General features: G+C 58.9%; 23 protein-coding genes and 1 tRNA gene. 15 read left to right on the top strand and 9 right to left on the bottom strand.

Annotated elements, in window-relative coordinates; genetic code table 11:
• The 13 genes from VJU77_11350 to lpxI all read left to right on the top strand — a co-directional run.
• Positions 1–3,255: choice-of-anchor Q domain-containing protein (locus tag VJU77_11350; protein HKP03939.1), on the top strand; the 3,255-nt coding region annotated here is incomplete at its 5' end.
• 176 nt (positions 3,256–3,431) lie between these two features.
• Positions 3,432–4,520, top strand: a complete 1,089-nt coding sequence (gene obgE, locus VJU77_11345) for a GTPase ObgE (protein ID HKP03938.1) — start codon at positions 3,432–3,434, stop codon at positions 4,518–4,520.
• 43 nt (positions 4,521–4,563) lie between these two features.
• A complete protein-coding gene (locus VJU77_11340) occupies positions 4,564–5,790 on the top strand; it encodes a glycosyltransferase (GenBank protein ID HKP03937.1) in 1,227 nt (408 codons plus the stop codon).
• 192 nt (positions 5,791–5,982) lie between these two features.
• Entirely contained in the window at positions 5,983–6,912 is a 930-nt protein-coding gene (atpB, locus tag VJU77_11335) for a F0F1 ATP synthase subunit A (GenBank protein HKP03936.1), read from the top strand.
• Between the two features lie 81 nt (positions 6,913–6,993).
• The gene (locus VJU77_11330; protein ID HKP03935.1) at positions 6,994–7,197 is read left to right on the top strand and encodes an ATP synthase F0 subunit C; all 204 of its coding nucleotides are present in this window, start codon (positions 6,994–6,996) and stop codon (positions 7,195–7,197) included.
• A 9-nt stretch (positions 7,198–7,206) separates the two neighbouring features.
• Positions 7,207–7,746 carry a F0F1 ATP synthase subunit B gene (atpF, locus tag VJU77_11325; GenBank protein ID HKP03934.1) on the top strand — a complete coding sequence of 180 codons (540 nt, stop codon included), beginning with the start codon at positions 7,207–7,209 and terminating at the stop codon, positions 7,744–7,746.
• A 12-nt stretch (positions 7,747–7,758) separates the two neighbouring features.
• The gene (locus VJU77_11320) at positions 7,759–8,151 is read left to right on the top strand and encodes a F0F1 ATP synthase subunit delta (GenBank protein HKP03933.1); all 393 of its coding nucleotides are present in this window, start codon (positions 7,759–7,761) and stop codon (positions 8,149–8,151) included.
• Between the two features lie 12 nt (positions 8,152–8,163).
• Complete coding sequence (gene atpA, locus VJU77_11315) at positions 8,164–9,702, top strand: F0F1 ATP synthase subunit alpha (GenBank protein HKP03932.1); 1,539 nt, start codon at positions 8,164–8,166, stop codon at positions 9,700–9,702.
• The gene (locus VJU77_11310) at positions 9,703–10,281 is read left to right on the top strand and encodes an ORF6N domain-containing protein (GenBank protein HKP03931.1); all 579 of its coding nucleotides are present in this window, start codon (positions 9,703–9,705) and stop codon (positions 10,279–10,281) included.
• 3 nt (positions 10,282–10,284) lie between these two features.
• Positions 10,285–11,163 carry an ATP synthase F1 subunit gamma gene (gene atpG, locus VJU77_11305; protein HKP03930.1) on the top strand — a complete coding sequence of 293 codons (879 nt, stop codon included), beginning with the start codon at positions 10,285–10,287 and terminating at the stop codon, positions 11,161–11,163.
• A 9-nt stretch (positions 11,164–11,172) separates the two neighbouring features.
• Positions 11,173–12,585 (top strand): F0F1 ATP synthase subunit beta, encoded by a 1,413-nt coding sequence (gene atpD, locus VJU77_11300; GenBank protein HKP03929.1) that lies wholly within the window; start codon positions 11,173–11,175, stop codon positions 12,583–12,585.
• Positions 12,586–12,598: 13 nt separating this feature from the next.
• Positions 12,599–13,006, top strand: a complete 408-nt coding sequence (gene atpC / locus VJU77_11295) for an ATP synthase F1 subunit epsilon (GenBank protein HKP03928.1) — start codon at positions 12,599–12,601, stop codon at positions 13,004–13,006.
• 77 nt (positions 13,007–13,083) lie between these two features.
• Positions 13,084–13,893 carry a UDP-2,3-diacylglucosamine diphosphatase LpxI gene (lpxI, locus tag VJU77_11290; protein HKP03927.1) on the top strand — a complete coding sequence of 270 codons (810 nt, stop codon included), beginning with the start codon at positions 13,084–13,086 and terminating at the stop codon, positions 13,891–13,893.
• Between the two features lie 78 nt (positions 13,894–13,971).
• Here lpxI and VJU77_11285 read toward each other — a convergent pair whose 3' ends face one another.
• Positions 13,972–14,355: an energy transducer TonB gene (locus tag VJU77_11285; GenBank protein HKP03926.1), complete on the bottom strand. Its 384-nt coding sequence runs from the start codon at positions 14,353–14,355 to the stop codon at positions 13,972–13,974.
• Between the two features lie 88 nt (positions 14,356–14,443).
• On the opposite strand from VJU77_11285, the gene VJU77_11280 reads away from it, so the two are divergent.
• Positions 14,444–14,519 (top strand) — tRNA-Ala (locus tag VJU77_11280).
• 47 nt (positions 14,520–14,566) lie between these two features.
• On the opposite strand, the gene VJU77_11275 is transcribed toward VJU77_11280, so the two are convergent.
• Entirely contained in the window at positions 14,567–15,088 is a 522-nt protein-coding gene (locus VJU77_11275; GenBank protein HKP03925.1) for a hypothetical protein, read from the bottom strand.
• Positions 15,089–15,402: 314 nt separating this feature from the next.
• On the opposite strand from VJU77_11275, the gene chrA reads away from it, so the two are divergent.
• Positions 15,403–16,722: a chromate efflux transporter gene (gene chrA / locus VJU77_11270; GenBank protein ID HKP03924.1), complete on the top strand. Its 1,320-nt coding sequence runs from the start codon at positions 15,403–15,405 to the stop codon at positions 16,720–16,722.
• A 268-nt stretch (positions 16,723–16,990) separates the two neighbouring features.
• On the opposite strand, the gene VJU77_11265 is transcribed toward chrA, so the two are convergent.
• The 7 genes from VJU77_11265 to VJU77_11235 all read right to left on the bottom strand — a co-directional run bounded on the left by VJU77_11265 (position 16,991) and on the right by VJU77_11235 (position 23,390).
• On the bottom strand, positions 16,991–17,641 hold the full coding sequence (locus tag VJU77_11265) for a hypothetical protein (protein ID HKP03923.1): 651 nt from the start codon (positions 17,639–17,641) through the stop codon (positions 16,991–16,993).
• 415 nt (positions 17,642–18,056) lie between these two features.
• Positions 18,057–18,575, bottom strand: coding sequence for a DUF1801 domain-containing protein (locus VJU77_11260; GenBank protein ID HKP03922.1), 519 nt, complete (start codon positions 18,573–18,575; stop codon positions 18,057–18,059).
• Positions 18,576–18,739: 164 nt separating this feature from the next.
• The gene (locus tag VJU77_11255; protein ID HKP03921.1) at positions 18,740–19,279 is read right to left on the bottom strand and encodes a hypothetical protein; all 540 of its coding nucleotides are present in this window, start codon (positions 19,277–19,279) and stop codon (positions 18,740–18,742) included.
• 116 nt (positions 19,280–19,395) lie between these two features.
• Entirely contained in the window at positions 19,396–19,932 is a 537-nt protein-coding gene (locus VJU77_11250) for a hypothetical protein (protein HKP03920.1), read from the bottom strand.
• A 132-nt stretch (positions 19,933–20,064) separates the two neighbouring features.
• A complete protein-coding gene (locus tag VJU77_11245) occupies positions 20,065–20,442 on the bottom strand; it encodes a hypothetical protein (GenBank protein ID HKP03919.1) in 378 nt (125 codons plus the stop codon).
• 106 nt (positions 20,443–20,548) lie between these two features.
• Positions 20,549–21,088: a hypothetical protein gene (locus tag VJU77_11240; protein HKP03918.1), complete on the bottom strand. Its 540-nt coding sequence runs from the start codon at positions 21,086–21,088 to the stop codon at positions 20,549–20,551.
• Between the two features lie 181 nt (positions 21,089–21,269).
• A complete protein-coding gene (locus VJU77_11235; protein ID HKP03917.1) occupies positions 21,270–23,390 on the bottom strand; it encodes a prolyl oligopeptidase family serine peptidase in 2,121 nt (706 codons plus the stop codon).
• Positions 23,391–23,590: the final 200 nt, after the last annotated feature.

Raw genomic sequence — 23,590 nt, 5'->3', positions numbered from 1 at the left:
CAAGACGCCTCCTTCCGTGTCTTCCATGTCTTGCCCGGCCATTCGGTCACGATTAACAGCTTAACAATCAAGGGTGGCGGCGGCGTCAATGGGGCCTGCATTCTCAACGACCACGCCGCTTTGAACCTAAGGGATTGCGTCATCCGGGGAGGCGTCGTTTCCGCAAATTCCGGTCATGGCGGGGCCATCTATAACGACGGCTCCGAAAGTGGCGAAGCGATTCTCACCATGACCGGCTGCCTTATCGTCGGAAACCGGGCCAGTGATGCCGGCGGGGCCATTTACAACACGGGTTCCGGGGGAGGTAGCGCCACCGTGTCTATGTCCGATAGCAGCGTGGTCGACAACGTGGCCGGGCACTCCGGTGGGGGGATCGCCAATGAAGGGTCGGGGGCCAGCATGACGTTAACAAAGTGCATCATCGAAAATAACCGCAGCGGTTCGAACGATCCGTCCCCCGTCGGTATGGGTGGTGGCATCTCCAATAGCGGGACGCTGACGTTGGTGGGCAGCACGATTAGCAATAACCAATGTTTTGCCCAAGGCGGTGGAATTTTCAGTTCCGGCACTTTGGGGATCAATAGCAGCACCGTTAACGGCAACATCGTAAATGGGAGCACTGGTGGCGTGGGGTCTGGGGACGGCGGCGGCCTCTTGAGTTCTGGGGCGCTGACGCTGGTTAATAGCACGGTGAGCAACAACTCTGCTACGAATAGGGGCGGCGGCATCCATGGTGGCGGGGTCATCACCAACAGCACGATTAGCGATAACGCCGCAGCCAACGCCGGCGGCGGCATTTTCGCGAACCGTCCGGTCGGGATTGGGAATACGATTCTCAGAGCTGGCGCGTCGGGCGCCACCATCGCGGGTAACCCGGGCGCGGTCACGTCGCTCGGCTACAATCTCAGCAGCGACGGAGCGGGTGGTTTCCTGACTGCCGTTGGCGACCAAATCAACACGGATCCACTCCTCGGTCCGCTTCAGGAGAATACTGGTCCGACCTTCACCTACGTCCCTCTCAACGGCAGTCCAGCTATCGACGCGGGCGATCCCGGCTTCACTCCGCCGCCCAATGAAGATCAACGCGGCCTTCCCCGGGTTTTTAACGAACGTATCGATATCGGATCAGTGGAAGCGCAGCCAGCGCCACCAACGCCCACCCCGGCTCCTACGGGCAGTCCGTGTGGCCAGATTCTCAATCTGAACGAAAATTTTGACCGGGTCGCGGCACCGGGCCTGCCGCCAGGTTGGACAAGTTCCTCTACTTCAGGTGCAGCCAACTGCATACCAAGCGGTACTTGCGCGCTGGGAACGAACTGGGCCACCACCAACGCGGCGCCCTACAGTTCGCCGCATGGTGTGTTCCACAATGCCCCCGGCTGTGTGACCGATTCCATTCTGGAGTCACCTTCGTTTCGTGCCGGACCGACCAACGTCGGCTGGCTAAGCTTCCAGCATAGTTTCGATCTGGAAAACGGAAGGGACGGCGCCGTCCTTGAGATTTCGATCGAGGGCGGACCTTTCGTCGATGTTACCGCAATTGGTGGAAACCCTGGTTACAACGGAACGATTGCGTCGGACTCGTTGAGTCCAATTGCGGGCCGACCGGCCTGGACGGGTAACTCCGGAGGGTACCAACCGTTTTTTATGACTTTCCCTTCGGCGGCCACTGGGCGCCAGGTGCGAATGCGTTTCCGACTCGCGACCGACTGCGGTGGGGGCGGAGGGGAATGGCGCATCGACGACATCCGGGCCGAAGACAACATCGGCTGTATGCCGCCGACGACACCACCACCACCACCGACGCCGACGCCAACCCCAACACCGCGCCCTTGCTCCGCGACTTTTGCTGGGACCGGAGTGGGAGCCATTCCGGACGGGCTCAGCGGAACACCGCCTCAGTATGGACCACCGCGAGTGATCAGCTTCGCAGTCTCGGGCCAGACCGCGCCGCTGGCGGCGTTGGCGGTTGACGTGACCCTAAACCACTCCTGGGCGGGTGATGTTGACATGATTTTGACCTCGCCTGGAGGCACGGCCAGCCTGGTCCTGGTTAGCCGGATCGGGGTAACGAGCGTCGGATCCTTTGGGGACGGCTCCAATTACAGCTCCAATTTCGACCCCATAAGATCGTATAATTTCACCGATGCTACGACTCGGACCAATATCTGGACGGTGGCGACGGCTCCGTCCTGCGAAGACTTCTTCTGCCAGATCCTCACCGGTGACTACCGGACGACAGCGCCGGGCGGGCCGGGCCAGAGTAATCCGCCACCGGAGACTTCTCTCAATGCGACGTTTGGGGGACTGACGACGGCCCAAATCAACGGGACTTGGACGCTGGCTGTTCGCGATGCGTCCGCAGGGTATGTGGGAAACGTGGAATCCGCGCATCTGAAACTGAGCGGCGCTTGCCCGCCGAATCCGACACCAACCGTTACGTCAACCCCACCGTCAGTTACTCCAACTCCAAGCCGCGCGTTGAATATTTCCACGCGACTGCGAGTTGAAACCGGCGACCGGGTAATGATTGCCGGATTCATTATTTCCGGGAGCGGTCCCAAGAGAGTGGTTTTGCGCGGGCTTGGACCGTCGCTCGCGAATTTCGGCATTACCGATGTGCTGGCGGATCCGGTTCTCGAGCTGCGCGACAGCAGCGGCGCCTTGCTTCTAACAAACGACAATTGGAGCGACGACCCTACCGACCAGCTTATTGCGCTCGGCCTCGCGCCGCAGCACCCGAACGAATCGGGAATGGTTGCTACGCTTCCATCGGGAGTCGCCTATACCGCGATCCTGACGGGAAAAAACGGTGGCACTGGTGTGGGCCTGGTGGAAGTCTATGACACCGATCAAGGGGCCGACTCGCAGCTGGCCAACATCAGTACCCGCGGTTTCGTGCAAGCGGGCGATAACGTCATGATCGGCGGCTTCATTCTGGGAAGCAGCAGTGGCGGTACTTCCGTAGCAGTGCGGGGGATTGGGCCATCGCTCAGCCAATCTGGTTTGAGCAACGTCCTGGCCGATCCAATCCTCGAACTGCGCGATAGCAATGGGATGCTTCTGGTCCTGAACGATAACTGGCAGGACGACTCCGTCTCGGCCGCACAGTTGACCGCGCATGGACTCGCCCCGCAGAATTCGCTCGAATCGGGCATCTTTGCGTCGCTGCCGGCCGGCGCCTTCACCGCCATTCTGGCTGGGAAAAACGGCGGGACTGGAATTGGTTTAGTCGAGATCTTTAACGTGCAGTAGCGCTGCGATGGAGACGGCTCGCCGCGGCGAGCCGTTGAGCGTAAGCTGCGATTTCAGATTGCCCCCCGGCACGATGGCGTGCCGGATCCATATCGAGGGCGTGCCGGCTCCATCGACAATCGGGCAGGACATGGCATCTTGCCCCGCGCTTTTCGGGCTTCTCCGGATTTCCCCATATGTTTGTCGATCGAATAAAAGTTTTTGTCCAGGCCGGAGACGGGGGGCGCGGCTCCGTCAGTTTTCGACGCGAAAAATTTGTCCCGAAAGGCGGACCGGACGGCGGCGACGGCGGCCGGGGCGGCGATGTCATTCTTCGCGCCGATGTTCATACCGACAATCTTTCGAATCTTTTTTACGAGCCGATCATCAAGGCGAAAAGCGGAGCACACGGTCAGGGGAAAAAGAAACATGGCCGCGGCGCGAAGCCTAAGGTGGTGAAGGTCCCGGTCGGAACGGTGGTCTTCCGCGACGAAACAGATAAGTCCCATCCGACCCATGTGTCCCAGGAAAACATGCCCATCGCCGACCTTACGGACGACGGGCAAGAGTTCGTTCTCTGCGAGGGCGGCAAGGGGGGAAAGGGCAACGTCCATTTCAAGAGCTCGAAGAACCGCGCGCCGGTCCAATACACCGAGGGCGACGAAGGCGAGCAGGGCTATTTCCTTTTCGAACTGCGAACCATGGCGGACGCCGCGCTGGTCGGTTATCCAAACGCCGGAAAATCGACGTTGCTCGGGAAAATTTCCGCGGCTCATCCGAAAGTGGCGCCGTATCCGTTCACAACCCTTCATCCGATCGTTGGCGTCATCGAGTTCGATGGCTACCGCCGGGCGTCGGTCGCCGACATCCCCGGGCTGATCGAGGGCGCGCATCGCAACGTCGGTCTGGGCCATGATTTTCTTCGTCACATCACGCGTTGCCGGGTTCTGCTTTTCGTTCTCGACATCGCGGGAAGCGAGGGGCGGCATCCGATCGAGGACCTGCAAAATCTCCGGCGCGAAATTGCGCTTTACGATCCGCGGCTTTCGGAGCGTTCGTGGTATATAGTGGCCAACAAAATGGATCTCCCGGAAGCGGCCGATAATCTTCGGGATTTGAAACGGCGTTTCCCCGGCGTAGAGGTCGTGGCGATTTCCGCTTTCAAATCCGAAGGACTCGACGATCTAAAAGAACATCTCCAGCGCTGGCTGTTTGCTGGGAACGAAGCCGCGGGGCCGGCCGAGAAAAAGGCGGTGGAGACCCGCGAGCCGGTGGCGTGCGAATAACAGGTGGACAACTTACGCAACCTCAAGGACAATCGGACCTTTCATGGGTAAACGCGTTGTAGCCTCCTACTGCACCACCTTCCTAAAACCGGAGATGTTGCACATCTACCGGCAGGTCAGATCGCTGCACGAGTACGAAACCTTCGTCATGACGAAGGCGATCCAGAACAACGAGCGGTTCCCGTTTCGCGACATCGAGCTGATCCCGAAACCGCACAGCAATCCGTTGCGCCACGGTTGGCTGAAGTGGGTCAAACAGAAGCCGGCGATCGTTTACCGCGGCGAATACCAGATGCTGTCGAAGCTGCTCGATCGCCGAGGGGCCGATCTAATGCACATCTATTTCGGGCATACCGGCGTCCATCTGCTTCCGTTTATCGAGCGCTGGCACAAACCGTGTGTGGTTTCATTCCATGGCGCCGATGTGGCCGAGAAAAAAGATATTCGCGATTACGGACCGAAGCTGCGCAATCTCTTTGACGCGGTTCCGCTCGTCCTGGCCCGCTCGAAATCTCTCGCCGAGCGACTGCTGACTCTCGGCTGTCCGCCCGAGCGTTTGCGGATCAATCGGACCGGCGTGCCGTTGCACGAATTTCCGTTCATTCGGCGAGACGCGCCCACGAATGGCCGCTGGCGTTTCATGCAGGCCTGCCGGCTCATCCCGAAAAAAGGGGTGGCCACCTCCCTCTGCGCCTTCGCCATTTTCCAGAAGGAATTTCCCAACGCCGAACTGATCATTGCCGGGAAGGGCCCTCTCCAGTCGCACCTGGAAGAACTGGCCGAGGAGCTCGGAATTGTTTCCAAGGTCCATTTCCGCGGATTTCTTTCCCAACAGGAATTGCTCGACCTTTACGCGAGCTCGCATTGCTTCCTCCATCCGAGCGAAACGCCGCCCGACCAGAACCAGGAAGGAATTCCGAATTCGATTCTTGAAGCGATGGCGACGGGACTCGCCGTCCTCGCCACAAAACATGGAGGAATTCCCGAAGCGGTTGAGGAAGGCCGGTCCGGGAGCCTGGTGGAAGAACGGGATTTTGAAGCCCTCGCCGCCGCGATGAAAAACCTGGTTCGTTCCCCGTTCGCGTTTCGGGAAATGGGCGCCCTGGCCAGCGAATCGGTGGCCGCGAATTTCGAGCAGCGCGAGCAGATCAGGCAGCTGGAGGCCCACTATGACGAGGCGATCGCCCTGGCCGGCGCCGAGGAGAGAGTGGCGCAGCCGGAGGTCGAGGTCGTTGAGGAAAGGTTTGCCGCGCGCGTTCCGGTGAAGTGATTTGGTGAATAGTGACGGCCGGTTAAGGCAATCCACGATTCACTGATCACAATTCACAATTTTCACTCTTGTCATCGCGATAAAACACGCTTTGGTATGCGCGACGCCAGCGCCCCTTGTATGGTGTGCATCGCTTCCGCGGCCGCCACAGCCCCGGAAACATCGGGCCGCGGCTTCTCCAAGAAACAATCCATGCTCCGCCGTTTTTCCTTATTCATCCTTATCGCGCTGATCCTCGGCCTGTTCGGCGGCCTGGCCGCCCCGGCTTTCGCGGCAGAGCCCGAGCAGGCAGTGAAGGACGAGCACGCGGTTAAGGAAGAACACGGGATCCCGCTCAAGCCCGATATTCTTTTTAACGTCGGCCCGCTGGCCGTGACCAATTCGATGGTGGTGACCTGGATCGTCGCCGCGGGGATTTTGATCTGCGCTCGTCTCGCTACCCGACGGATCAAACCAGTGCCCACGGGTTTGCAAAACTTCTGGGAATGGCTGGTCGAAAGCCTGCACAACTTCCTGGAAGGAATGATCGGCGCCGTGCTGGTGAAACGGACGTTTTGGTTTTTCGCCACAATTTTCATTTTCATTCTCTTCGTGAACTGGTTCGGGCTGATCCCCGGCGTAGGCACCGTGGGCTGGGGAGAACACGCCGCGAATGGCCAGTTTCATCTCACTCGCCCATTGCTCCGCGGCGGTAACGCCGACCTCAACATGACCACCGCGATGGCGATGATCTTTTTCGCCTGCTGGATTATCTGGGCCATTCAGGCCAACGGTGTCGGGGGATTTCTCGTCCACATTTTTGGTCCGAAAGGCGACAGCAAAGGCCTGATGAAAATCGCCATGGTCGGGATTTTCTTCGCGGTCGGATTGCTGGAAATTGTTTCCATCCTGTTCCGGCCTATCTCGCTGAGTTTCCGGCTTTTCGGCAACGTTTATGCCGGCGAAACGATTCTCGAAACCATGTCGACCATGGTGCCTTCCTTGTCGTGGCTCCTCCCGATTCCATTTTATTTCATGGAGCTTCTGGTCGGCCTGGTGCAGGCGCTGGTCTTCATGCTTTTGACCGCGGTCTTCACCCTGTTGATCGCGCAACACGAGCCGGGACATGAGGCTCACCACTAAAAACTTTGGCGGTTATGACCGTGGTTCCCGCGGAGGCCGCTAAACCAACACCAAGTAGAAAGAAAAAATATGTTCATACCAATGTTAGCTGAAATGGGCGGAAGCATTCACATCGGTCTGGCGGCGCTTGGCGCGGCCATCGGCGTGGGCTTGATCGGCATGGGCGCGGCCTCGGCGGTCGGCCGCAATCCCGGCGCGGCGACGCCAATTCTCGTGCAGGCGATTCTGGCAATCGCGTTCGCGGAAGCGATCGTGTTTTACGCGCTCTACCTCGCACCGAAATAAGGATTGCGAATGATCGCGTTGCACTTAGCCGCGGGCATTCTCGACCAGGCGCGCGAAACTGGTGAACAGTTCGGGTGGGAACCAAAGTTGTTCCTCTCGCAGGTCATCAGTTTCATTATCGTCGCGCTGGTCCTGAAGCAGTTCGCTTACAAGCCGATCCTGCAGGTGCTCGAAGAGCGCCGGCAGCGGATCGCGGAAGGCCTGTTGAATGCCGAGAAGATCAAGCAGCAGCTCGCGGAAGCGGAGCAACGCCATGCGGAGATCCTGGCCCAGGCCAACGCCCAAGCGCAAAAGATGATTGACGAAGCGCGGGAAAGCGCGGCCAACGTCGCCGAACGCAAACAGCAGGAAGCCGTCACGGCCGCGGAACAGATCATGGCCAAGGCGCGCGAAGCGAGCGCGATCGAGCACGAAAAGACGATGGCGGAATTGAAGCGGGAGCTCGGGCGGCTCGTCGTGGACACCACGGCGAAAGTCACCGGTAAGGTCCTGACTTCGGAAGATCAGAGGCGCTTGCAGGATGAAGCGTCCCGCCAGCTCGCCTCCTAGAACAACGGCGCCATGAAGATCAACAAAGAGACGCGGCAACTGGCGAAGGAACTTCTTCGCGCGAGTTACGTCGATGGCCGGCTCGATAGCAGCCGGGTCGCGTCCCTGGTCAAGTCGTTGATCGAAAAGAAGCCGCGCAATTACATCAAGGCGCTCGAGGCCTACAAACGTCTCCTCCGCCTCGAAGTGGAAAAACGCAGCGCCACGATCGAGACCGCGACCGAGCTTCCCCCGGAAGCGGGCGAGCAGATCGTCGCCAATTTGAAACGCAAATATGGCGGCGACCTGACCGCGAAATTTGTCGTGACCCCTGAGCTGCTTGGCGGCATGCGCATCCGCGTCGGCAGCGATGTCTGGGACAGCAGCGTGCGCAACCGCCTCCATCGGCTCCAGCAACAACTTTAACCTAACCATCCTATGAGCAGCATTCTCGAAGAAATCGAAACGCAGATCGCCGGTCTTAAGACCACGACGAGCAAAAGCAATGTCGGCATTGTCCGCGAAACCGGCGACGGTGTCGCCCGCATCGAAGGCCTGAGCGACGTCATGCTCAACGAAATGATCGAGTTTTCGAGCGGCGTCTATGGACTCGCCCTCAACCTCGAGGAAACCGAAGTCGGCGCGATTCTCCTCGGCGATACCACCAAGGTCATGGAAGGCGAGGAAGCCAAGACGACTGGCAAGCTGCTCCAGGTCCCGGTGGGCAAAGGTCTGCTCGGCCGCGTGGTCAATACTCTCGGCCAGCCGCTCGACGGCAAAGGTCCGGTGAAATCAGACGTTGCTTATCCGCTCGAGAAAATCGCGCCCGGCGTCATCAAACGAAAGAGCGTCAGCCAGCCGGTCCAGACCGGCATCATGGCCATCGACGCCATGATTCCGATCGGCCGCGGCCAGCGCGAGCTGATCATCGGGGACCGTGCCACCGGCAAATCGACGATCGCGATCGACACGATCATCAGCCAGGCGCGCTTGAACAAGGCGGCCGATGAAGGCCGTCTCAAGAATCATCGCCCGCTTTACTGCATTTATGTGGCGATCGGTCAGAAGAATTCCAACGTCGCCCGCGCGCTCGCCACTCTCGAAAAGGAAGGCGCGCTGCCGTACACGACGATTATTTCGGCGCCGGCTTCCGATACGGCGACCAACCAGTATCTCGCGCCGTTCGCCGGCGCGGCGATGGGCGAGTGGTTCATGGATAACGGCATGGACGCGCTCATCATTTACGACGATCTCTCGAAACACGCGGTGGCTTACCGCCAGGTTTCGCTCGTCCTCAAGCGGCCGTCCGGCCGCGAGGCTTATCCGGGGGACGTTTTTTATCTCCACTCGCGTCTCCTCGAACGGAGCGCGCGCGTGATCGAGGAAGCCGGTGGCGGATCGCTCACCGCCCTGCCGATCATCGAGACGCAGGCCGGCGACGTGTCGGCTTACATTCCCACAAACGTCATTTCGATCACCGACGGCCAGATTTATCTCGAGACCGATCTTTTCTACCAGGGCGTTCGTCCGGCGATTTCGGTCGGTCTCTCGGTCAGTCGCGTAGGTTCGGCCGCGCAAATCAAAGCGATCAAGCAGGTGGCCGGCAAAATTAAACTGGACCTCGCGCAGTTTCGGGAACTGGCGGCGTTCGCCCAGTTCGGGTCTGATCTCGACGCGGCGACGAAAGCCCGGCTCGATCGCGGCCAGCGGATCGTCGAGCTGTTTAAGCAAATCCAATACAACCCGATTCCGGTCGAGGAACAGGTCGCAGTGCTCTGGGCAATGCAGAAGGGCTACCTCGATTCCGTGCCGGTCGACAAGGTGAAGCAGTTCCAAATCAAGCTGCAGGAATATCTCAGCACCCGGAAGGAAAGCATCCTCGCCGCCATCGTGACCAAGGGCGCCCTCGACAAGGACCTGGAAGCCGATCTGGGCGCCGCCCTCGATGAATTCAAATCGACCAATCCCGTCACCTAAATGATTTCACTGCGGAATTTCGAACCGGATATGACCCGCCCCCAGGAGATTGTCGCCGTTGAAAACGCGATCCATCTCGTGCGTGGCCAGCGCGTCATGCTCGATTCGGATTTGGCGGCATTCTATGGAGTCACGACCAAGCGTTTGAATGAGCAACTCAAGCGGAACCGGCAGAGATTTCCCAAGGACTTCGCCTTTCAACTTACAACGGAGGAGCTTGTGAGTTTGAGGTCGCAATTTGCGACCTCAAAACAAGGTGGCCGGAGATATCGGCCCTGGGTGTTTACCGAGCATGGTGCGATTATGTTAGCTAGCGTCCTGAACAGTGACATCGCCGTGGAAGCGAGCGTGCGCGTCGTGCGTGCCTTCGTCCGCTTGCGCGAAATGATTTCGGCGAATACGGAATTGGCCGCGAAGTTCTCCCAGCTCGAACGGCGGCTGGACAGCCACGATGAGGCAATCGCCCAGCTTTTTGCGGCCATCCGACAATTGCTCGCGCCGTCTCAAAAACAGAGACGGGAGATCGGTTTTCATGTTCGCGAGCGCCGGGCCCGCTACGGCGCGAAAGGGAGAGCTTAGAAAATGGCGAACACCCAAGACATACGGCGCCGGATCAAGTCGATCCGGAACACGTCGCAGATCACCAAGGCGTTGCAGATGGTGGCCGCGTCGAAGATGCGCAAGGCGCAGAACCTCGCCCTTTCCGGCCGTCCGTATTCGACCCTGATGAATCGCGTCCTGGTCTCCCTCCAGCAGCGCACCGATTCAAAGCTCCACCCGCTTCTCCAGGTCCGGGAAGTGAAAAAGGAGCTCGTGGTCGTGATCAGCACCGACAAAGGCCTCGCCGGCGCGTTGAACACCAACCTGTTTCGCGAAGTAGCCAAGTTCGATAACGACAAAACCAGTTACGTGGTCTCGGGCGCGAAAGCGCGGCAGTTCATCGCGCGCACCCGGCGGGATTTGCTGGCGGATTTTCAATTGAAGGATGCGCCCGCCTTCGTCGAGACCAAGGATATCGCCCGGTTTTGCATCGAGAAATTTCTCAACGGCGAAGTCGACAAGGTCTCGGTGCTTTTCACTCATTTTATCAACACCATCAATCAGCGACCGGTGGTGCGGACGCTTCTGCCAATTTCGAGCTTCGAATTGCCGCAGGCTGCGGCCGAAGGCGCCGAGGCGAATGGGAGCCAGGACCCGATGATCGGCTACCTCTTCGAGCCAACTCCCGAAGGCGTGCTCGACGTGATGCTCCCGTATTACCTCCACTACCAGGTTTACCAAATGATCCTCGACGCCCGCGCTTCGGAGCACAGCTCGCGCATGGTGGCGATGAAGAATGCGACCGACAACGCGAAGCAGTTCATCAAGGATCTCACCCTCGAATACAACAAGATGCGCCAGGCGAGCATCACTACCGAGCTGCTCGAAATCTCGACCGCCCAGATGGCGGTCGGCGGCTAAAACTCATTTATGAATAAAGGAAACATCGTTCAAGTCATCGGTCCCGTGGTGGACGTGGAATTCAAGAGCACGGCTGAGCTGCCCCGGATCTACAACGCGCTTGAGCTTGAATACGAAGTCAACGGCACCGCCACCAAACTCACGCTCGAAGTGCAGCAGCATCTTGGCGAAAACTGGGTCCGCTCCATCGCCATGTCGTCAACCGAGGGGTTGAAGCGCGGGATGGCCGTCAACGACACCGGCAGCCCGATCACTGTTCCGGTGGGCGAGGGGACTCTTGGCCGCGTCTTTAATGTGACCGGCGACCCGGTCGATAATCGCGGCCCCGTCACTTTCACGAAGCGTTATCCGATTCACCGCAAGGCCCCGGACCTCACCGATCAGGACACGGGCGCGACGATTCTCGAGACCGGCATCAAAGTCATCGACCTGATCTGCCCCTTCACCAAGGGTGGTAAAGTCGGCGCGTTCGGCGGCGCCGGCGTCGGCAAGACGGTCGTTATCCTCGAGCTGATCAACAATATCGCCAAAGGCCACGGGGGGTTCTCCGTCTTCGCGGGCGTCGGCGAGCGGACGCGCGAAGGAAACGATCTTTACACGGAAATGAGCGAGGCCGGGGTCATCGACCAAAAGGACCTGAGCAAATCGAAGGTCGCGCTGGTTTACGGCCAGATGAACGAGCCTCCGGGCGCCCGTCTCCGGGTCGCGCTCTCGGCTCTGGCGATGACAGAATATTTCCGAGACGAACGTAACCAGGACGTCTTGTTGTTCATCGACAATATTTTCCGATTTTCACAGGCTGGCTCGGAAGTGTCCGCGCTTCTTGGACGCACCCCGTCGGCGGTCGGTTATCAGCCGACCCTCGCCGCTGAGATGGGCGATCTCCAGGAACGCATTACTTCGACCAAAAAAGGCTCCATTACCTCGGTCCAGGCCGTTTACGTCCCGGCGGACGATCTGACGGACCCGGCGCCCGCCAACACCTTTGCCCACCTCGATTCGACCATCGTGCTGGAACGCTCCATCGCCGAGCTCGGCATCTATCCGGCCGTCGATCCGCTCGCTTCAACGTCCAAGTCGCTCGCGCCGGACGTCGTTGGCGAAGACCATTACGCGGTGGCTCGCGGCGTCCAGCGCGTCCTCCAGCGTTACAAGGATCTTCAGGACATCATCGCCATTCTCGGAATGGACGAATTGAGCCCCGAAGACAAGCTGACGGTGTTCCGCGCCCGCAAGATCCAGCGGTTCCTCAGCCAGCCGTTCCACGTCGCCGAAGTCTTCACCGGCACCAAGGGCGAATACGTTTCGATCGCCGAGACTGTCCGCGGCTTCAAGGAAATCCTCGAAGGCAAACATGATGAAGTTCCCGAACAGAACTTCTACATGAAGGGCGGAATCGACATGATTCAGAATGCCGAATGACGAAAGTTGAGTTATGGCCACGCTGAAACTTGAGATCGTTACGCCCGAGGCGACCGCGTACTCCGAGGACGTCGAGATGGTCACTCTGCCAGGCGCGGAGGGCGAACTCGGCGTTTATCCGAATCACGTCCCATTGCTCACCACCCTGAATCCCGGCGAAGTCCGTGTGCTCAAGGGCGGAAAGGAAACTTTTCTGGCCATCGGCGAAGGCTTCGTCGAAATCACCGGCGCTTCGGTTTCGGTTTTGACCGACATGGCGCTGGAGCCTGCGGTTATTGACGAAAATGCGGCCGAAGCCGCGGTCGAGCGGGCCCGGAAAGCCATGAAGGAAGATCTCGGCGCGGAGGAAGTCGTCGCTGTCCAGGCGTCGCTTCAGAAGGCCCTCGCTCAGCTGCACGTCAAACGTCGCCGCCACGGTTGATGTAGAGGCGCTTCTGCGAAGCGCCTAACCGATACCGGCGCTTGGCACAAGCGCCTCTACACCGCTACTGTCGCCTCGTGCAAACGCCAGACGTTCTCGGAATCATTGCCGGCAACGGCGTTTATCCGCGGCTCTTGGTGGACGCCGCCCGCCGCGCCGGAGTGAAACGGATCGTGGCCGCTGCGTTCCTCGATGAAACCGACGATCGTCTCGCTGCCACCGTCGATGAAATCCATTGGATGCGCGTCGGGCAACTGGGCCGGCTGATTTCTTCTTTTCGGAGCGCGAACGTCACCAACGCCATCATGGCAGGGCAGATCGCGCCCAGGAATCTTTTTGACCTGCGGCCAGATTGGAAAACGCTGCTCCTCCTGGCGCGCCTGAAACGCCGGAACGCCGAGTCCATTTTCGCCGCGATCGGCGACGAGCTGGCGCGAGCCGGCATCACGCTCCTGCCGGCGACTTCCTTTCTGGAGGATTGTCTGGCGCCCGCGGGTTTGATTGCCGGCCGGAAATTGAGCCGCCGCGAAGAGGAAGACGTGACTTTCGGTTTCGAAATCGCCCGGGAAATCAGCCGGCTCGATATCGGGCAAACGGTCGTCGTGAAAAACGGGACGGTCCTGGCGGTGGAAGGTTTCGAGGGAACCAACGAAGCGATCAAGCGCGGCGGTGCGCTGGGACGGAAAGAGGCCGTCATGGTGAAGGTCGCAAAACCAGCTCAGGACATGCGCTTCGATGTCCCGGTGATCGGAGTCGCAACGGTCGAGGTCGCGACGGAAGCGCGTCTGCGCGTGATCGCGATCGAGTCCGGCCGGACCCTCTTGCTCGAGAAAGAAACCCTCGTCGAGGCCGCCGCGCGTTCGAACATCTCCATCGTCGCCTGCTGATTGCGCTTCAAGGAGCGGCGGTTTGAAACCGCCGGGGCGATTTCAAATCGCCCTTCCTTGTTCCAGCCGCGCCGCGTCTTATTTACGAACTTTGTTCACCGACCAGCTCACGGGGATTCTGACCGAGCGAAAGACCGCCGGTTTGAACCGCCATTTCCGGAAGGTGGTGGTCGCCGCTTTATCGAGCACAGCGTTGCCGCTGCTTTTAACGATCGCCACGACGGTGACCTTGCCGCCCTTATCGATCCGAAGTTCGTAAAGGCCGCTCCCGGTGGCATTCGTTTTCTGCGCCTCTTCGGGATATCCCGCACCGGGCGAGGCTGTGGCATAACGAGTTAGTTCCTCGTCGCTCAGCGGGGAAATGTGGCCATCACTCCAGACCGCAGTGGTCTGATCGGCGGCGAGAGCGGCGGGCAGAATGACGCAGGTGAGCCATGCGATCACCAAAATACGTCCTAGCATCGGCATTCGTCATGGTAGATTCCTGGGCCGCGGATGCAACTTCCCGTTGCAAAACGCGACGCCGGGGCGAAAATCGAAATTCTTCCGCGGGGTCTTAGCTCAGTTGGTAGAGCGCCTCAATGGCATTGAGGAGGTCAGGGGTTCGAATCCCCTAGGCTCCACCACCCCAAATCACCAGGCAGGCCGGGAAATGCCGGTTTTCTTCGTCCCGCTACTGAAGTGGTTGATAGGCCATTCCCTTCTTTATTTTGATCTCAGGCCCGGTGGTGTCGATGTATGAGCGAACGGTCTGCTCGAGGACATCGAATGGGGTTGGCTCATCCTTCTTCCGGAACAGCTTAATCGTTAAATGATAAGAGCGTGAAATGCGAAGCCCTTTGACCGGCCCATGAAAAATCGACCGGGCGGGTTCTCCAGGAGATATTACCTTTTGCTCCACAAATGGTTTCTTCGGATCATTCGGATTCTCAAAGATTGCTTGCATGAAGTATGGGGCAGGTGTTTCGGCTGACATCTGGATGCTCACGTAATATGACGCCTGAGACCCGCTGACGAAAAAGCCCGCATCAGTCAACTGAACGAACTTGGACGATTTCGCACGTGGTTCGGTCACGTTGTGGCCCTTCTGGTAAACACCCGAAATAAACCCATACGAGGCGGGGGACTTCGCCTGGATATTCGAAGAAAACAAAACGACGAAGGCCGCGCCGAGAAAAGACTGCAGGGTATTCATGGCGACTAACGGGAATAAGAAACGATAGGCGTTGTCAAGCTTGGTGAAGCCAGGATCCGCGAAGATCGGACGCGCCGAAGCGAACGTCGTACGTTGGTCTCCGAAGGGACGGTTGATATTCGCGGCGCGGTTTCCCAGCGTTACAGCGCTGGGCTATTATCGGAGGGCGATTCGGCATCGCCCTGACCAGTGCGGAGGCCTTCGACTTCGGTCGCGGCGCGACCTTCGCTCAGCATGACTCGCCGCCATCATCAATTCATTTGACCGCTATCCTCGTTTTGTAATCTCCTCGAACCCGCCTCGTGATAAATTCTGTGTCCAACGAATCCACCGCCCGGCGTCCGAGCTTTGCCGAAGCCTTCCGCTTCTGGCTCAAGCTCGGGTTCATCTCTTTCGGCGGACCGGCGGGCCAGATTGCGATCATGCAAACCGAGCTGGTCGAGCGCAAACGCTGGATCAGCCAGTCGCGATTCCTTCACGCCCTGAATTACTGTATGCTCCTGCCGGGCCCTGAAGCGCAGCAACTGGCGATCTACATCGGCTGGCTCCTGCACAAGACTGCGGGCGGCATTGCGGCCGGCGCGCTCTTCGTCATTCCGTCGATGTTTGTCCTCTGGACGCTGAGCTTCATCTACGCGGACTACGGCAGCGTGCCCTGGGTCGCGGCGATTTTTTATGGATTGAAACCGGTCGTCGTCGCCATCGTCGTCGCCGCTGTTATCCGGATCGGGCGCAAAGCGCTCAAAAACGAAGTCATGTGGGCGATCGCCGCCGCGGCGTTCATCGCCATCTTTTTCCTGAAAGCGCCGTTCCCGGCGATCATCATCGGCGCGGGTCTGGTGGGCTTGCTTGGCGGCAAAATCTGGCCTTCAAAATTCGACGTGGTCTCCGCTGCGCCGGGAGATGAAGCATCTCGGGAAAACTCTGTTATCGATGACGAGGATGCGCCGCCGGAACACACCAGACCCTCGGCCGGGCGCGGGGCGCGCGTGGCGATTGTCTGGCTGCTGCTCTGGTGGGGGCCAGTCTTGCTCGCGGCAATGTGCCTCGGGACCGGCCATACCATTTTCCGGGAGGGGATTTTCTTCAGCAAAGCCGCCGTCGTGACCTTCGGCGGAGCTTACGCGGTCCTCCCGTATGTCGCCCAACGTGCGGTCGAACATTTTGCCTGGCTCAAGCCCGGCCAGATGATGGACGGCCTCGGTCTGGCCGAGACAACGCCCGGACCGCTCATCATGGTCCTGCAATTTGTCGGCTTCATGGGCGGCTGGAACCAGCCGGGCGGGCTCTCTCCGCTGCTGGCGGCGACCCTCGGCGCCTTGATCACCACCTGGGTCACGTTTGTCCCGTGTTTTCTCTGGGTATTTCTCGGCGGGCCCTACATCGAGCAACTCCGCGGCAACAAGCGAATCTCGATGGCGCTCTCCGCCGTCACCGCCGCGGTGGTGGGTGTAGTTCTGAACCTCGCTATCTGGTTCGCGCTCCACGTGATCCATCCCCGGGACGGCATCGATTGGTTCGCCGTCGGCCTGGGTCTTGCGGCCCTCATCGCCATGCTTCGCTGGAAACTCGGCGTGATTTCCGTCGTCCTCGCCGGCGGCGTGATTGGGCTGTTAGTTTCGCTAGTTCGCTAAGACAAGCGACAGTTCCCGCGCGCGATTGAACGCCGCAGGCGTGACGGAATATAGCCCGGAGTGAAGCGAAGCGGAACTCCGGGACGGTGGGTCAACGAACGAGCCCCGGAGGGGCGACGGATCGAGGACGGCGCGCGCGTAACTCCAATTCCGGGATCCGTCACCCCTTGCAGGGGTTAATTAGTTTGGGGGATTGCCTCTCCGGAGTTCGGCTACGCTTCACTCCGGCCTTTATTCCGACGTCCCGTCGGGAGTAAGGCGCGGTGCACTACCGGCACGTCGAACAAAAAATCTGGGCTGTGCGCGTCTCCTCGAGAGGGGGCGGGGAAGACGACAGATAGGCCTTTTGCGGTTGGAAAAGGTTGAGCGGGAATCCGTATTCCCGATGATTCATCCACGCGTAAGTGGCGGTATCAGGAAAGTAAACGGCGTAATTGAAAGTAAACCCTCCCGGCCTGACTCGGGTAACCGACTCCACCGACAGCGGAGTTGCCCGCGGAACCGAGGGCCGGCGGCCTCCCAGCCACCAACCTTGCTTTACGAAAAGGAAATTCTCCTGGCCACTTGAACAGCGACGCTGCAAGGCATCCCTCAATTCAAGATAAGCAACCGTGTGGACGGCCGACTCAGGCCATCGTTTCACGCCTAACGATTGATACAGGCAAACCAGACCCGGGCAGCCCCGATCGAGCTCTGCCTTTTCCCCCAGCGATAGTTCCCTGGACTTCGACATGAGCTTTTCCAACTCCGGCCTGCTGATCTCCCGGATGCCGGTCACTCCACGCGCATCCAAGGATGGCAATGAATTAGCCCTGGTGGAATTCTGCCGATGCGATCGATCTGCCTCTTCGCTGCCGGGCGCCGCCGCCATCGCCTCCACGATGCCCATCAGCACCGCGATGAATGCCCACCTCATCATTTGCGGGACGACAAGAAGGTTACTCTCTGAAAAAAGCAGTCACGATCGGAGCCGTCAAAAAAAGCCCGACTGCATGCAGCACAGCTTGAACTTGCGCGCGGAACCGCAAGGACATGGGTCGTTGCGACCGAGCTTTTCCGACAGATGTTTGTCCCCGTGAACGACGCGGACGCCCCGTTTGACGTTTGTTTCAGACGGGAATCCTCGACGGCGTTTGCTAGTGCGCTCGAAAAAAGGAGCCGTCGTAATCAGTGTAGTGATGCGCCATACAGCCTCCTTTTTGAATGAGCGGTCATGAAATCACATTCGATTCTCAGGGTCAATGCGCTTCGTGTTGTTGATCCCCGATCGCTTCGATCGGCAACTCAACCTCCGCATCCGTGCCATCCGCGTAATCCGCGGTCTCAAATTCTTTTTAGAGCTGCGCTGCCCACCGCTTGATGATCTTGACGAATGCCGCCCGCTTCTTCTGGAAATCCTCGGCATCGGCAAATGTCACTGACGCGCGATCCTTCCCGAGCCACTCCAGCAAACGCGACGGGTCCTTGATCGTTTCCGTCAAACTGCCGCCGGCTCGGATCTTCGCGCCGTGATGCAAAATGATCTGCACGCCGGCTTTGGCCCGCACATTGATGGTCGCGAACCATCCGTGGAGATAGAAGCTCGCCGTATTCCACTTGATCCCTTCCGTAATCGCCTTGTCCGCGCTCAAAATCGCCGCTCTCACCGCGTGCAGAACCGGCTTTATCGGATGCTTAAGCGCATCCAGGAACGTTGTGACAGCTTCGGGGTCATCATGTTCAGGCCGGCTTTTCTGCCGCACCCGGCTGCCAGATCGAGTCACCATCCGCGTCGCTCCCACAAAATCCAGATCGTGGCAGCGATGACCGCGATGGGAATAGAAATCATGAGGCGCCAGGGATCTGGCATCCACCAATAAACGAGAGCAATGAGACCAGCAGCGTTGCCGCAGCAAAGACAAAATCGCCAGGAGGCAAAGAGCTCGCCGATCGCTGCAATTATTTCCACAAGGTCCAGCATCTGTTACCTCTCAGCTGTTCAATGGGACACCAGATTAGCGACTCCAGCAGCTTTCATTCATTGCCTTGCCCGGCTCAAATGTTTGCGGGCGCGCCAGGTCAAGAAAAGCAATCCGATGGAAAACAATGCGCCTGTGGAATAGGCAGTAATCTGGATCGTCTGCGTGATCAACAGGCCCAGCGAGTTCGCCGGATAGAGATCCTCCGGATAGAGCGGCCGGCCGGTGCGCCAGACCACCAATCCGCTGGCGAGGGCGCAGACCTCGACAGCGAGCCACACCCATGCCGTGCTCAGGATTAGCTTACGCACCGGGACTCGCGGGCGGTCGAACAGTCTGCCCGCAACATAAAGAAGTGCGCCCAGAATTCCGCCCGGCGAAACCGACGCTCCGCCTGCATAGAGAATGCCGAGAAGCGTGTAATCCTGGGTGAACGGCATCCTGTAATGCCAGACCGTGAAATGCTCCGGCGCGATGCGAATCAGGTACTGATTGTGCACGGCCGCATAGAACCAGACGGCCAGCCACGTCCCAAAAAAGACGGTGAGGAATGACTTCCACGATTCGCCGTCAACATCAGCGCGCAATGACTGGAACATTTAACGAGAAAAAGATTAGGGACGGCGGACATGGGCGCTCGTCGCTCGGAATGTTTGTGTGGAAACCATCTTAAAAATGGACCGCACAGCGGTCCGCCGTTCGCTCCGTCGCATGGTTAGGCCGGTTTGTGACGCCGGAGAAAGAATATCAGAATGCCCCAAATTAGACAGCCGACGATTACGGCTGGAATAAGCATCGCCAAAAGGACCTTCAGGAAGAAATATCGCATATCAGACTGGTCGAGATATAGCGCTCGCTTCTCCTGGAGGCCCTGCGTCGTGAGGTGATAAGAGCCCGGCGAATCGAACGTAATCGTGCCGATCGCCACCTGAAAAGCTCCGCCGCCCGTCTCCTTGTGCGTGGTCGGCCACTGACTTTCCAGCGAGACAATCGAGCCGTCTGGCTTTGTCACCGCTATGGTCACGCCTGGTGGCAAACCCGTAGGGAATGTCATCAACTTGCCTTGAAACGACGACTCGACCTGGCTCCAGAGAGTGTATCGGCCGGTTTTGGTAATGGTGAACGCGCTGTCGTCAGGAATGACCAATGAAATACCTGTCCCGGGAAGCAGTGAGAAGATGAGCCACGCCCCAGCGCCTGCCGCCACTACGCAAATCATTATGGGCCATTTGAGTGCCGACAGATTGCGCATGGGCCTAACGAGACTCAAGATCAGCGGCCGCGAGCCCACTGCAACCTGCCACGAAGCGGAAGCGTCGATGGCGAACACGCAAAATGTCAGTCGCAGGCTTGCTCGCGGTTCGCCGCATCGCGTGGTTAGGCCTCATCGGAACAGGCGCGACCAAAAGCTGCGTGGCTGAATGGCAAGGACCGATTCCGTCGCGAAACGACACAAGATCGTCTCAACTTCGTCCTTTGACTGATTATTGAGGAACCTCTTCTTCCCACCATGAACGAAGCACAGGTCAAACCGGTCCGCATTTTCGGTCCAAATAGCGATTTCTTCGGCGTCGCTCTGTCTCTTAAATATAATTGTCGGAAAGGTGACGCCATCCTCCATCGCAAGTCCTCTTGCGACCTCTTCGGCAAAGGGGAATTTGTGGAACGCTTCGACGAGCTTGTCTGCTGCGATCTCACCTCCCGGCCCGCTCTCGTCGACTGATGAGTCGACCAGCTGGACGGTGACATCATAGAAGTTCATCAGACCTAACGAGAATTAGACGTTATTCGTCTTTGAAGGCGTTGATTTCTTGCATCTACCACGATTCGTTGTCCTCTACTACCGGGCGGAACGCAATGTCTGCCCATTAGTCCGGATAGGCCTTGAATATCGCGGCGCGCATGGAGGCATCGGGGTCGCCGTAGAGGTAGAATTTTCCGGAAGGTTCGGTATCGGGGCCGAGGTTGGTCGGTTGAAGGAGATAAACTTTCTTCGTCGCCGGCTCGAACGCGACCACCTGCTGGGTTCCGCCGCAGTTGTGCGGGAAACAGCCGTTCAGCAGCAGCACGGTCCTGCCCTCGAACGTAGCGATCTGGCTCAGGCCCGAGGTTGCCATGGTGTGGGGATCGAACTTCGGATTCAGTTTCTTGAGAGAGGCGACCAGCTCAGGGTGTTTCTGAAAAGTCGCGAATGTCCGCGTTCCATATCGCTTGAACAGCGGCGCTTTCGGGTGCTCGTCCTCGGAAAGTTCGGCATCCTGGATGTTGCCTTTGAAGTTGGCCGCGTCAGCTTTCATGGCCGCTTCGGCGATCGTTTCAACTTTCGGCGTCTGCGCGCTTGCCGCGAGCGGCTGAACTAACGCGGCAAGGCAAAGGAGAGCCCAAATGTTTGCTAATCTACGGTTCATGGGAGCGGAGGATAACGGCGCGGGTTTTTCCGGGAAAGCCAATTTGCAACGACGTTCGGGGGCTGAATCTTGACGGCTTAAAGCCGTCAAGATTGAGAAGATAGAATTGCTCTAGGGGTGGCGACGGTCCCGCGTTTGTGGGATCGCCATAAGGTCGCTCGGACGCCGCAGCGCGGCGTCCCTACCAGGGCAGCTTCATGCCGAGGCTTTTCGCGAGGAAGGCCCATTGGTCGGTGGTCTCCTCGATGATCTTGCTCGTCGGTTTTCCGGCGCCGTGGCCAGCCCTGGTTTCGATCCGAATCAAGACCGGCGCGGGGCCGGCCTGGGCGGCTTGCAAAGCAGCCGCGTACTTGAAGCTGTGCCCCGGGAAAACGCGATCGTCGTGGTCGGCCGTGGTGACGAGGGTGGGGGGATATTTCGTGCCGGGCTTGATGTTGTGGAGCGGGGAATATTTGTAGATGGCCGCGAATTCTTCCGCGTTCTCGGACGATCCGTAATCGGATTTCCAGGCCCAACCGATCGTGAACTTCTGAAAGCGCAGCATGTCCATTACGCCGACTCCCGGCAGGGCGGCGCCCCAAAGATCGGGCCGCTGATTCAGGACCGCGCCGATAAGCAGTCCGCCGTTGCTCCGTCCGCTGATCGCAAGTTTCGAAGTGGAAGTGTACTTGTTGGAGATCAGCCATTCGCCTGCCGCGATGAAGTCGTCGAACACGTTTTGCTTGCGCAACTTGGTCCCGGCGAGATGCCATTCCTGGCCATACTCCCCACCGCCGCGCAGGATCGCCACCGCATAAACGCCACCCATTTGCAGCCAGGTCGCGACGCCAGGTGAAAAGGAAGGCGTAATCGAAACATCGAACCCGCCGTAGCCGTAAAGCATCGTGGGATTGTTCCCGTTTTTCTCGAGCCCTTTCCTGTAGGTGATGAACAGCGGCACCTTCGTCCCGTCCTTGCTCGAATAGAAAACCTGCTCGGTCGTGAACTCGTCCGATTTGAAATCGACCTTTGGCCGGAAAAGCGCCGTGCTCTGGCCGCTCTTCAGGTCGTAACGATAAATCGTCGTGGGCTCAGTGAAGCTGACGTAGGAATAAAAAGTCTCGGTGTCTTTGCGCTTCCCATGGAAACCGCTCGCGGTGCCGAGCCCGGGGAGCTTGATCTCGCCTTCCGGCTTTCCGGCAAGACCGAAAAGCCGGACTGTCGAATGCGCGTCCTTGAGGTAGCTGGCGATGAAACGATCGCCGACTACCTCCACGTCCTCGAGCTTGTCGGCCGCTTCTGGCACCACCGTCGCGATTTCGTCCGGCTTGGTGATGTCGATCGCCACGATCCGGCCTTTGGGCGCGGCCAGGTCCGTCTTGAACCAGAAGTGGTTGCCGTCGCAACCGAGAAAGCTGTAAGCGGCGTCCTGTTTGTTCAGGAGCTCGATCACGGCCGCGTCCGGTTTCTGGAGGTCCTTGTAAAAGATGCGGTTCTTCGAATCGGTCCCTTGCGAGACGTGGATGATGAGGAACCGGCCGTCTTCGGTCACCGTGCCGTTGAAGTTCCAATCCTTGTGGTCCTTTCGCTCGTAAACCAGCTGGTCTTCGGATTGCCCCGTCCCGAGCTTGTGGAAATAAACTTTGTGAAAATAGTTCGCCTGCTTGAGCTGCTCCGCGGAGGCCGGGGTGTCGTAGCGACTGTAAAAGAATCCGCTCCCGTCCTTTTTCCACGAGGCCGTCGAAAACTTCACCCACTGGACGTCGTCGCTCAGGTCTTTGCCCGTCTCGATGTCGCGGACTTTCCATTCCTGCCAGTCGGAGCCGGCCACCGCGATTCCGTAGGCCATCAGCTTGCCGTCATCGGTGACGTCGGTCCCGCTCAGCGCCACGGTGCCGTCGGCCGAGAGGGTATTGGGATCGATCAGGACTTTTCCTTCGCCGGGCAGCTTGTCGCTGGTATAAACGACGTTCTGGTTTTGCAGGCCGGTGTTCTTGGAAAAGAAATAGCGGCCGCCTTCGTGATACGGCACGGTGAACTTTTCGTAGTTCCAGAGCGCCGTCATTTTGTCGTTGATTTTCTTCCGTTCCGGGATGGCGGCGAGGTAATCGAAAGTGAGCTTGTTCTCGGCCTCGATCCATTTCCTGGTCGACTCCGAGTCCAGGTTTTCCAGGTCCCGGTAAGGATCGGCCACCTTGGTGCCAAAATAATCGTCGGATTGGTCGCTCTTCGGCGGCTGCGGATAAGCGATCTTCTCTTCGGCCGCGAAAAGCAGCGTGGTCAGGAGTGAGGCGGCGGCGAAGATCGACAAAGAGCGTTTCATAGAGCGAAACCGATAAAGCGGCTCGGCCCGGCGCGCAAACTGAAGGAAGATTTGCCCGCGAATGAACGCGAATTTGCGCGAATGGAACAGATCGGAAACAGCAGCAATCGACCGCGGATTACGCGGATGACTCGGATGGGGAATCAGAACTCTGCTTTGTCTTAATATCCGTGAAATCCGCGTAATCCGCGGTTTCCCTG

Source organism: Chthoniobacterales bacterium (assembly GCA_035274845.1).
In the GTDB taxonomy this organism is placed as follows: Bacteria; Verrucomicrobiota; Verrucomicrobiia; order Chthoniobacterales; family UBA10450; genus AV80.
The sequence above is the reverse complement of the archived record's forward strand: the minus strand, read 5'-3'. Positions and strand labels throughout refer to the sequence as shown.

What these genes read in the sequence shown, in the direction of transcription:
- atpG (HKP03930.1), top strand. Translation starts at nt 10,285, where the DNA reads ATGGCGAACACCCAAGACATACGGCGCCGGATCAAGTCGATCCGGAAC.
- atpF (HKP03934.1), top strand. Translation starts at nt 7,207, where the DNA reads ATGATCGCGTTGCACTTAGCCGCGGGCATTCTCGACCAGGCGCGCGAA.
- VJU77_11330 (HKP03935.1), top strand. Translation starts at nt 6,994, where the DNA reads ATGTTAGCTGAAATGGGCGGAAGCATTCACATCGGTCTGGCGGCGCTT.
- VJU77_11255 (HKP03921.1), bottom strand. Translation starts at nt 19,279, where the DNA reads ATGTTCCAGTCATTGCGCGCTGATGTTGACGGCGAATCGTGGAAGTCA.
- obgE (HKP03938.1), top strand. Translation starts at nt 3,432, where the DNA reads ATGTTTGTCGATCGAATAAAAGTTTTTGTCCAGGCCGGAGACGGGGGG.
- atpA (HKP03932.1), top strand. Translation starts at nt 8,164, where the DNA reads ATGAGCAGCATTCTCGAAGAAATCGAAACGCAGATCGCCGGTCTTAAG.
- VJU77_11235 (HKP03917.1), bottom strand. Translation starts at nt 23,390, where the DNA reads ATGAAACGCTCTTTGTCGATCTTCGCCGCCGCCTCACTCCTGACCACG.
- atpD (HKP03929.1), top strand. Translation starts at nt 11,173, where the DNA reads ATGAATAAAGGAAACATCGTTCAAGTCATCGGTCCCGTGGTGGACGTG.
- VJU77_11265 (HKP03923.1), bottom strand. Translation starts at nt 17,641, where the DNA reads ATGATGAGGTGGGCATTCATCGCGGTGCTGATGGGCATCGTGGAGGCG.
- VJU77_11240 (HKP03918.1), bottom strand. Translation starts at nt 21,088, where the DNA reads ATGAACCGTAGATTAGCAAACATTTGGGCTCTCCTTTGCCTTGCCGCG.
- atpB (HKP03936.1), top strand. Translation starts at nt 5,983, where the DNA reads ATGCTCCGCCGTTTTTCCTTATTCATCCTTATCGCGCTGATCCTCGGC.
- VJU77_11340 (HKP03937.1), top strand. Translation starts at nt 4,564, where the DNA reads ATGGGTAAACGCGTTGTAGCCTCCTACTGCACCACCTTCCTAAAACCG.
- atpC (HKP03928.1), top strand. Translation starts at nt 12,599, where the DNA reads ATGGCCACGCTGAAACTTGAGATCGTTACGCCCGAGGCGACCGCGTAC.
- VJU77_11275 (HKP03925.1), bottom strand. Translation starts at nt 15,088, where the DNA reads ATGAATACCCTGCAGTCTTTTCTCGGCGCGGCCTTCGTCGTTTTGTTT.
- VJU77_11320 (HKP03933.1), top strand. Translation starts at nt 7,759, where the DNA reads ATGAAGATCAACAAAGAGACGCGGCAACTGGCGAAGGAACTTCTTCGC.
- VJU77_11310 (HKP03931.1), top strand. Translation starts at nt 9,703, where the DNA reads ATGATTTCACTGCGGAATTTCGAACCGGATATGACCCGCCCCCAGGAG.
- VJU77_11250 (HKP03920.1), bottom strand. Translation starts at nt 19,932, where the DNA reads ATGCGCAATCTGTCGGCACTCAAATGGCCCATAATGATTTGCGTAGTG.
- VJU77_11245 (HKP03919.1), bottom strand. Translation starts at nt 20,442, where the DNA reads ATGAACTTCTATGATGTCACCGTCCAGCTGGTCGACTCATCAGTCGAC.
- VJU77_11285 (HKP03926.1), bottom strand. Translation starts at nt 14,355, where the DNA reads ATGCTAGGACGTATTTTGGTGATCGCATGGCTCACCTGCGTCATTCTG.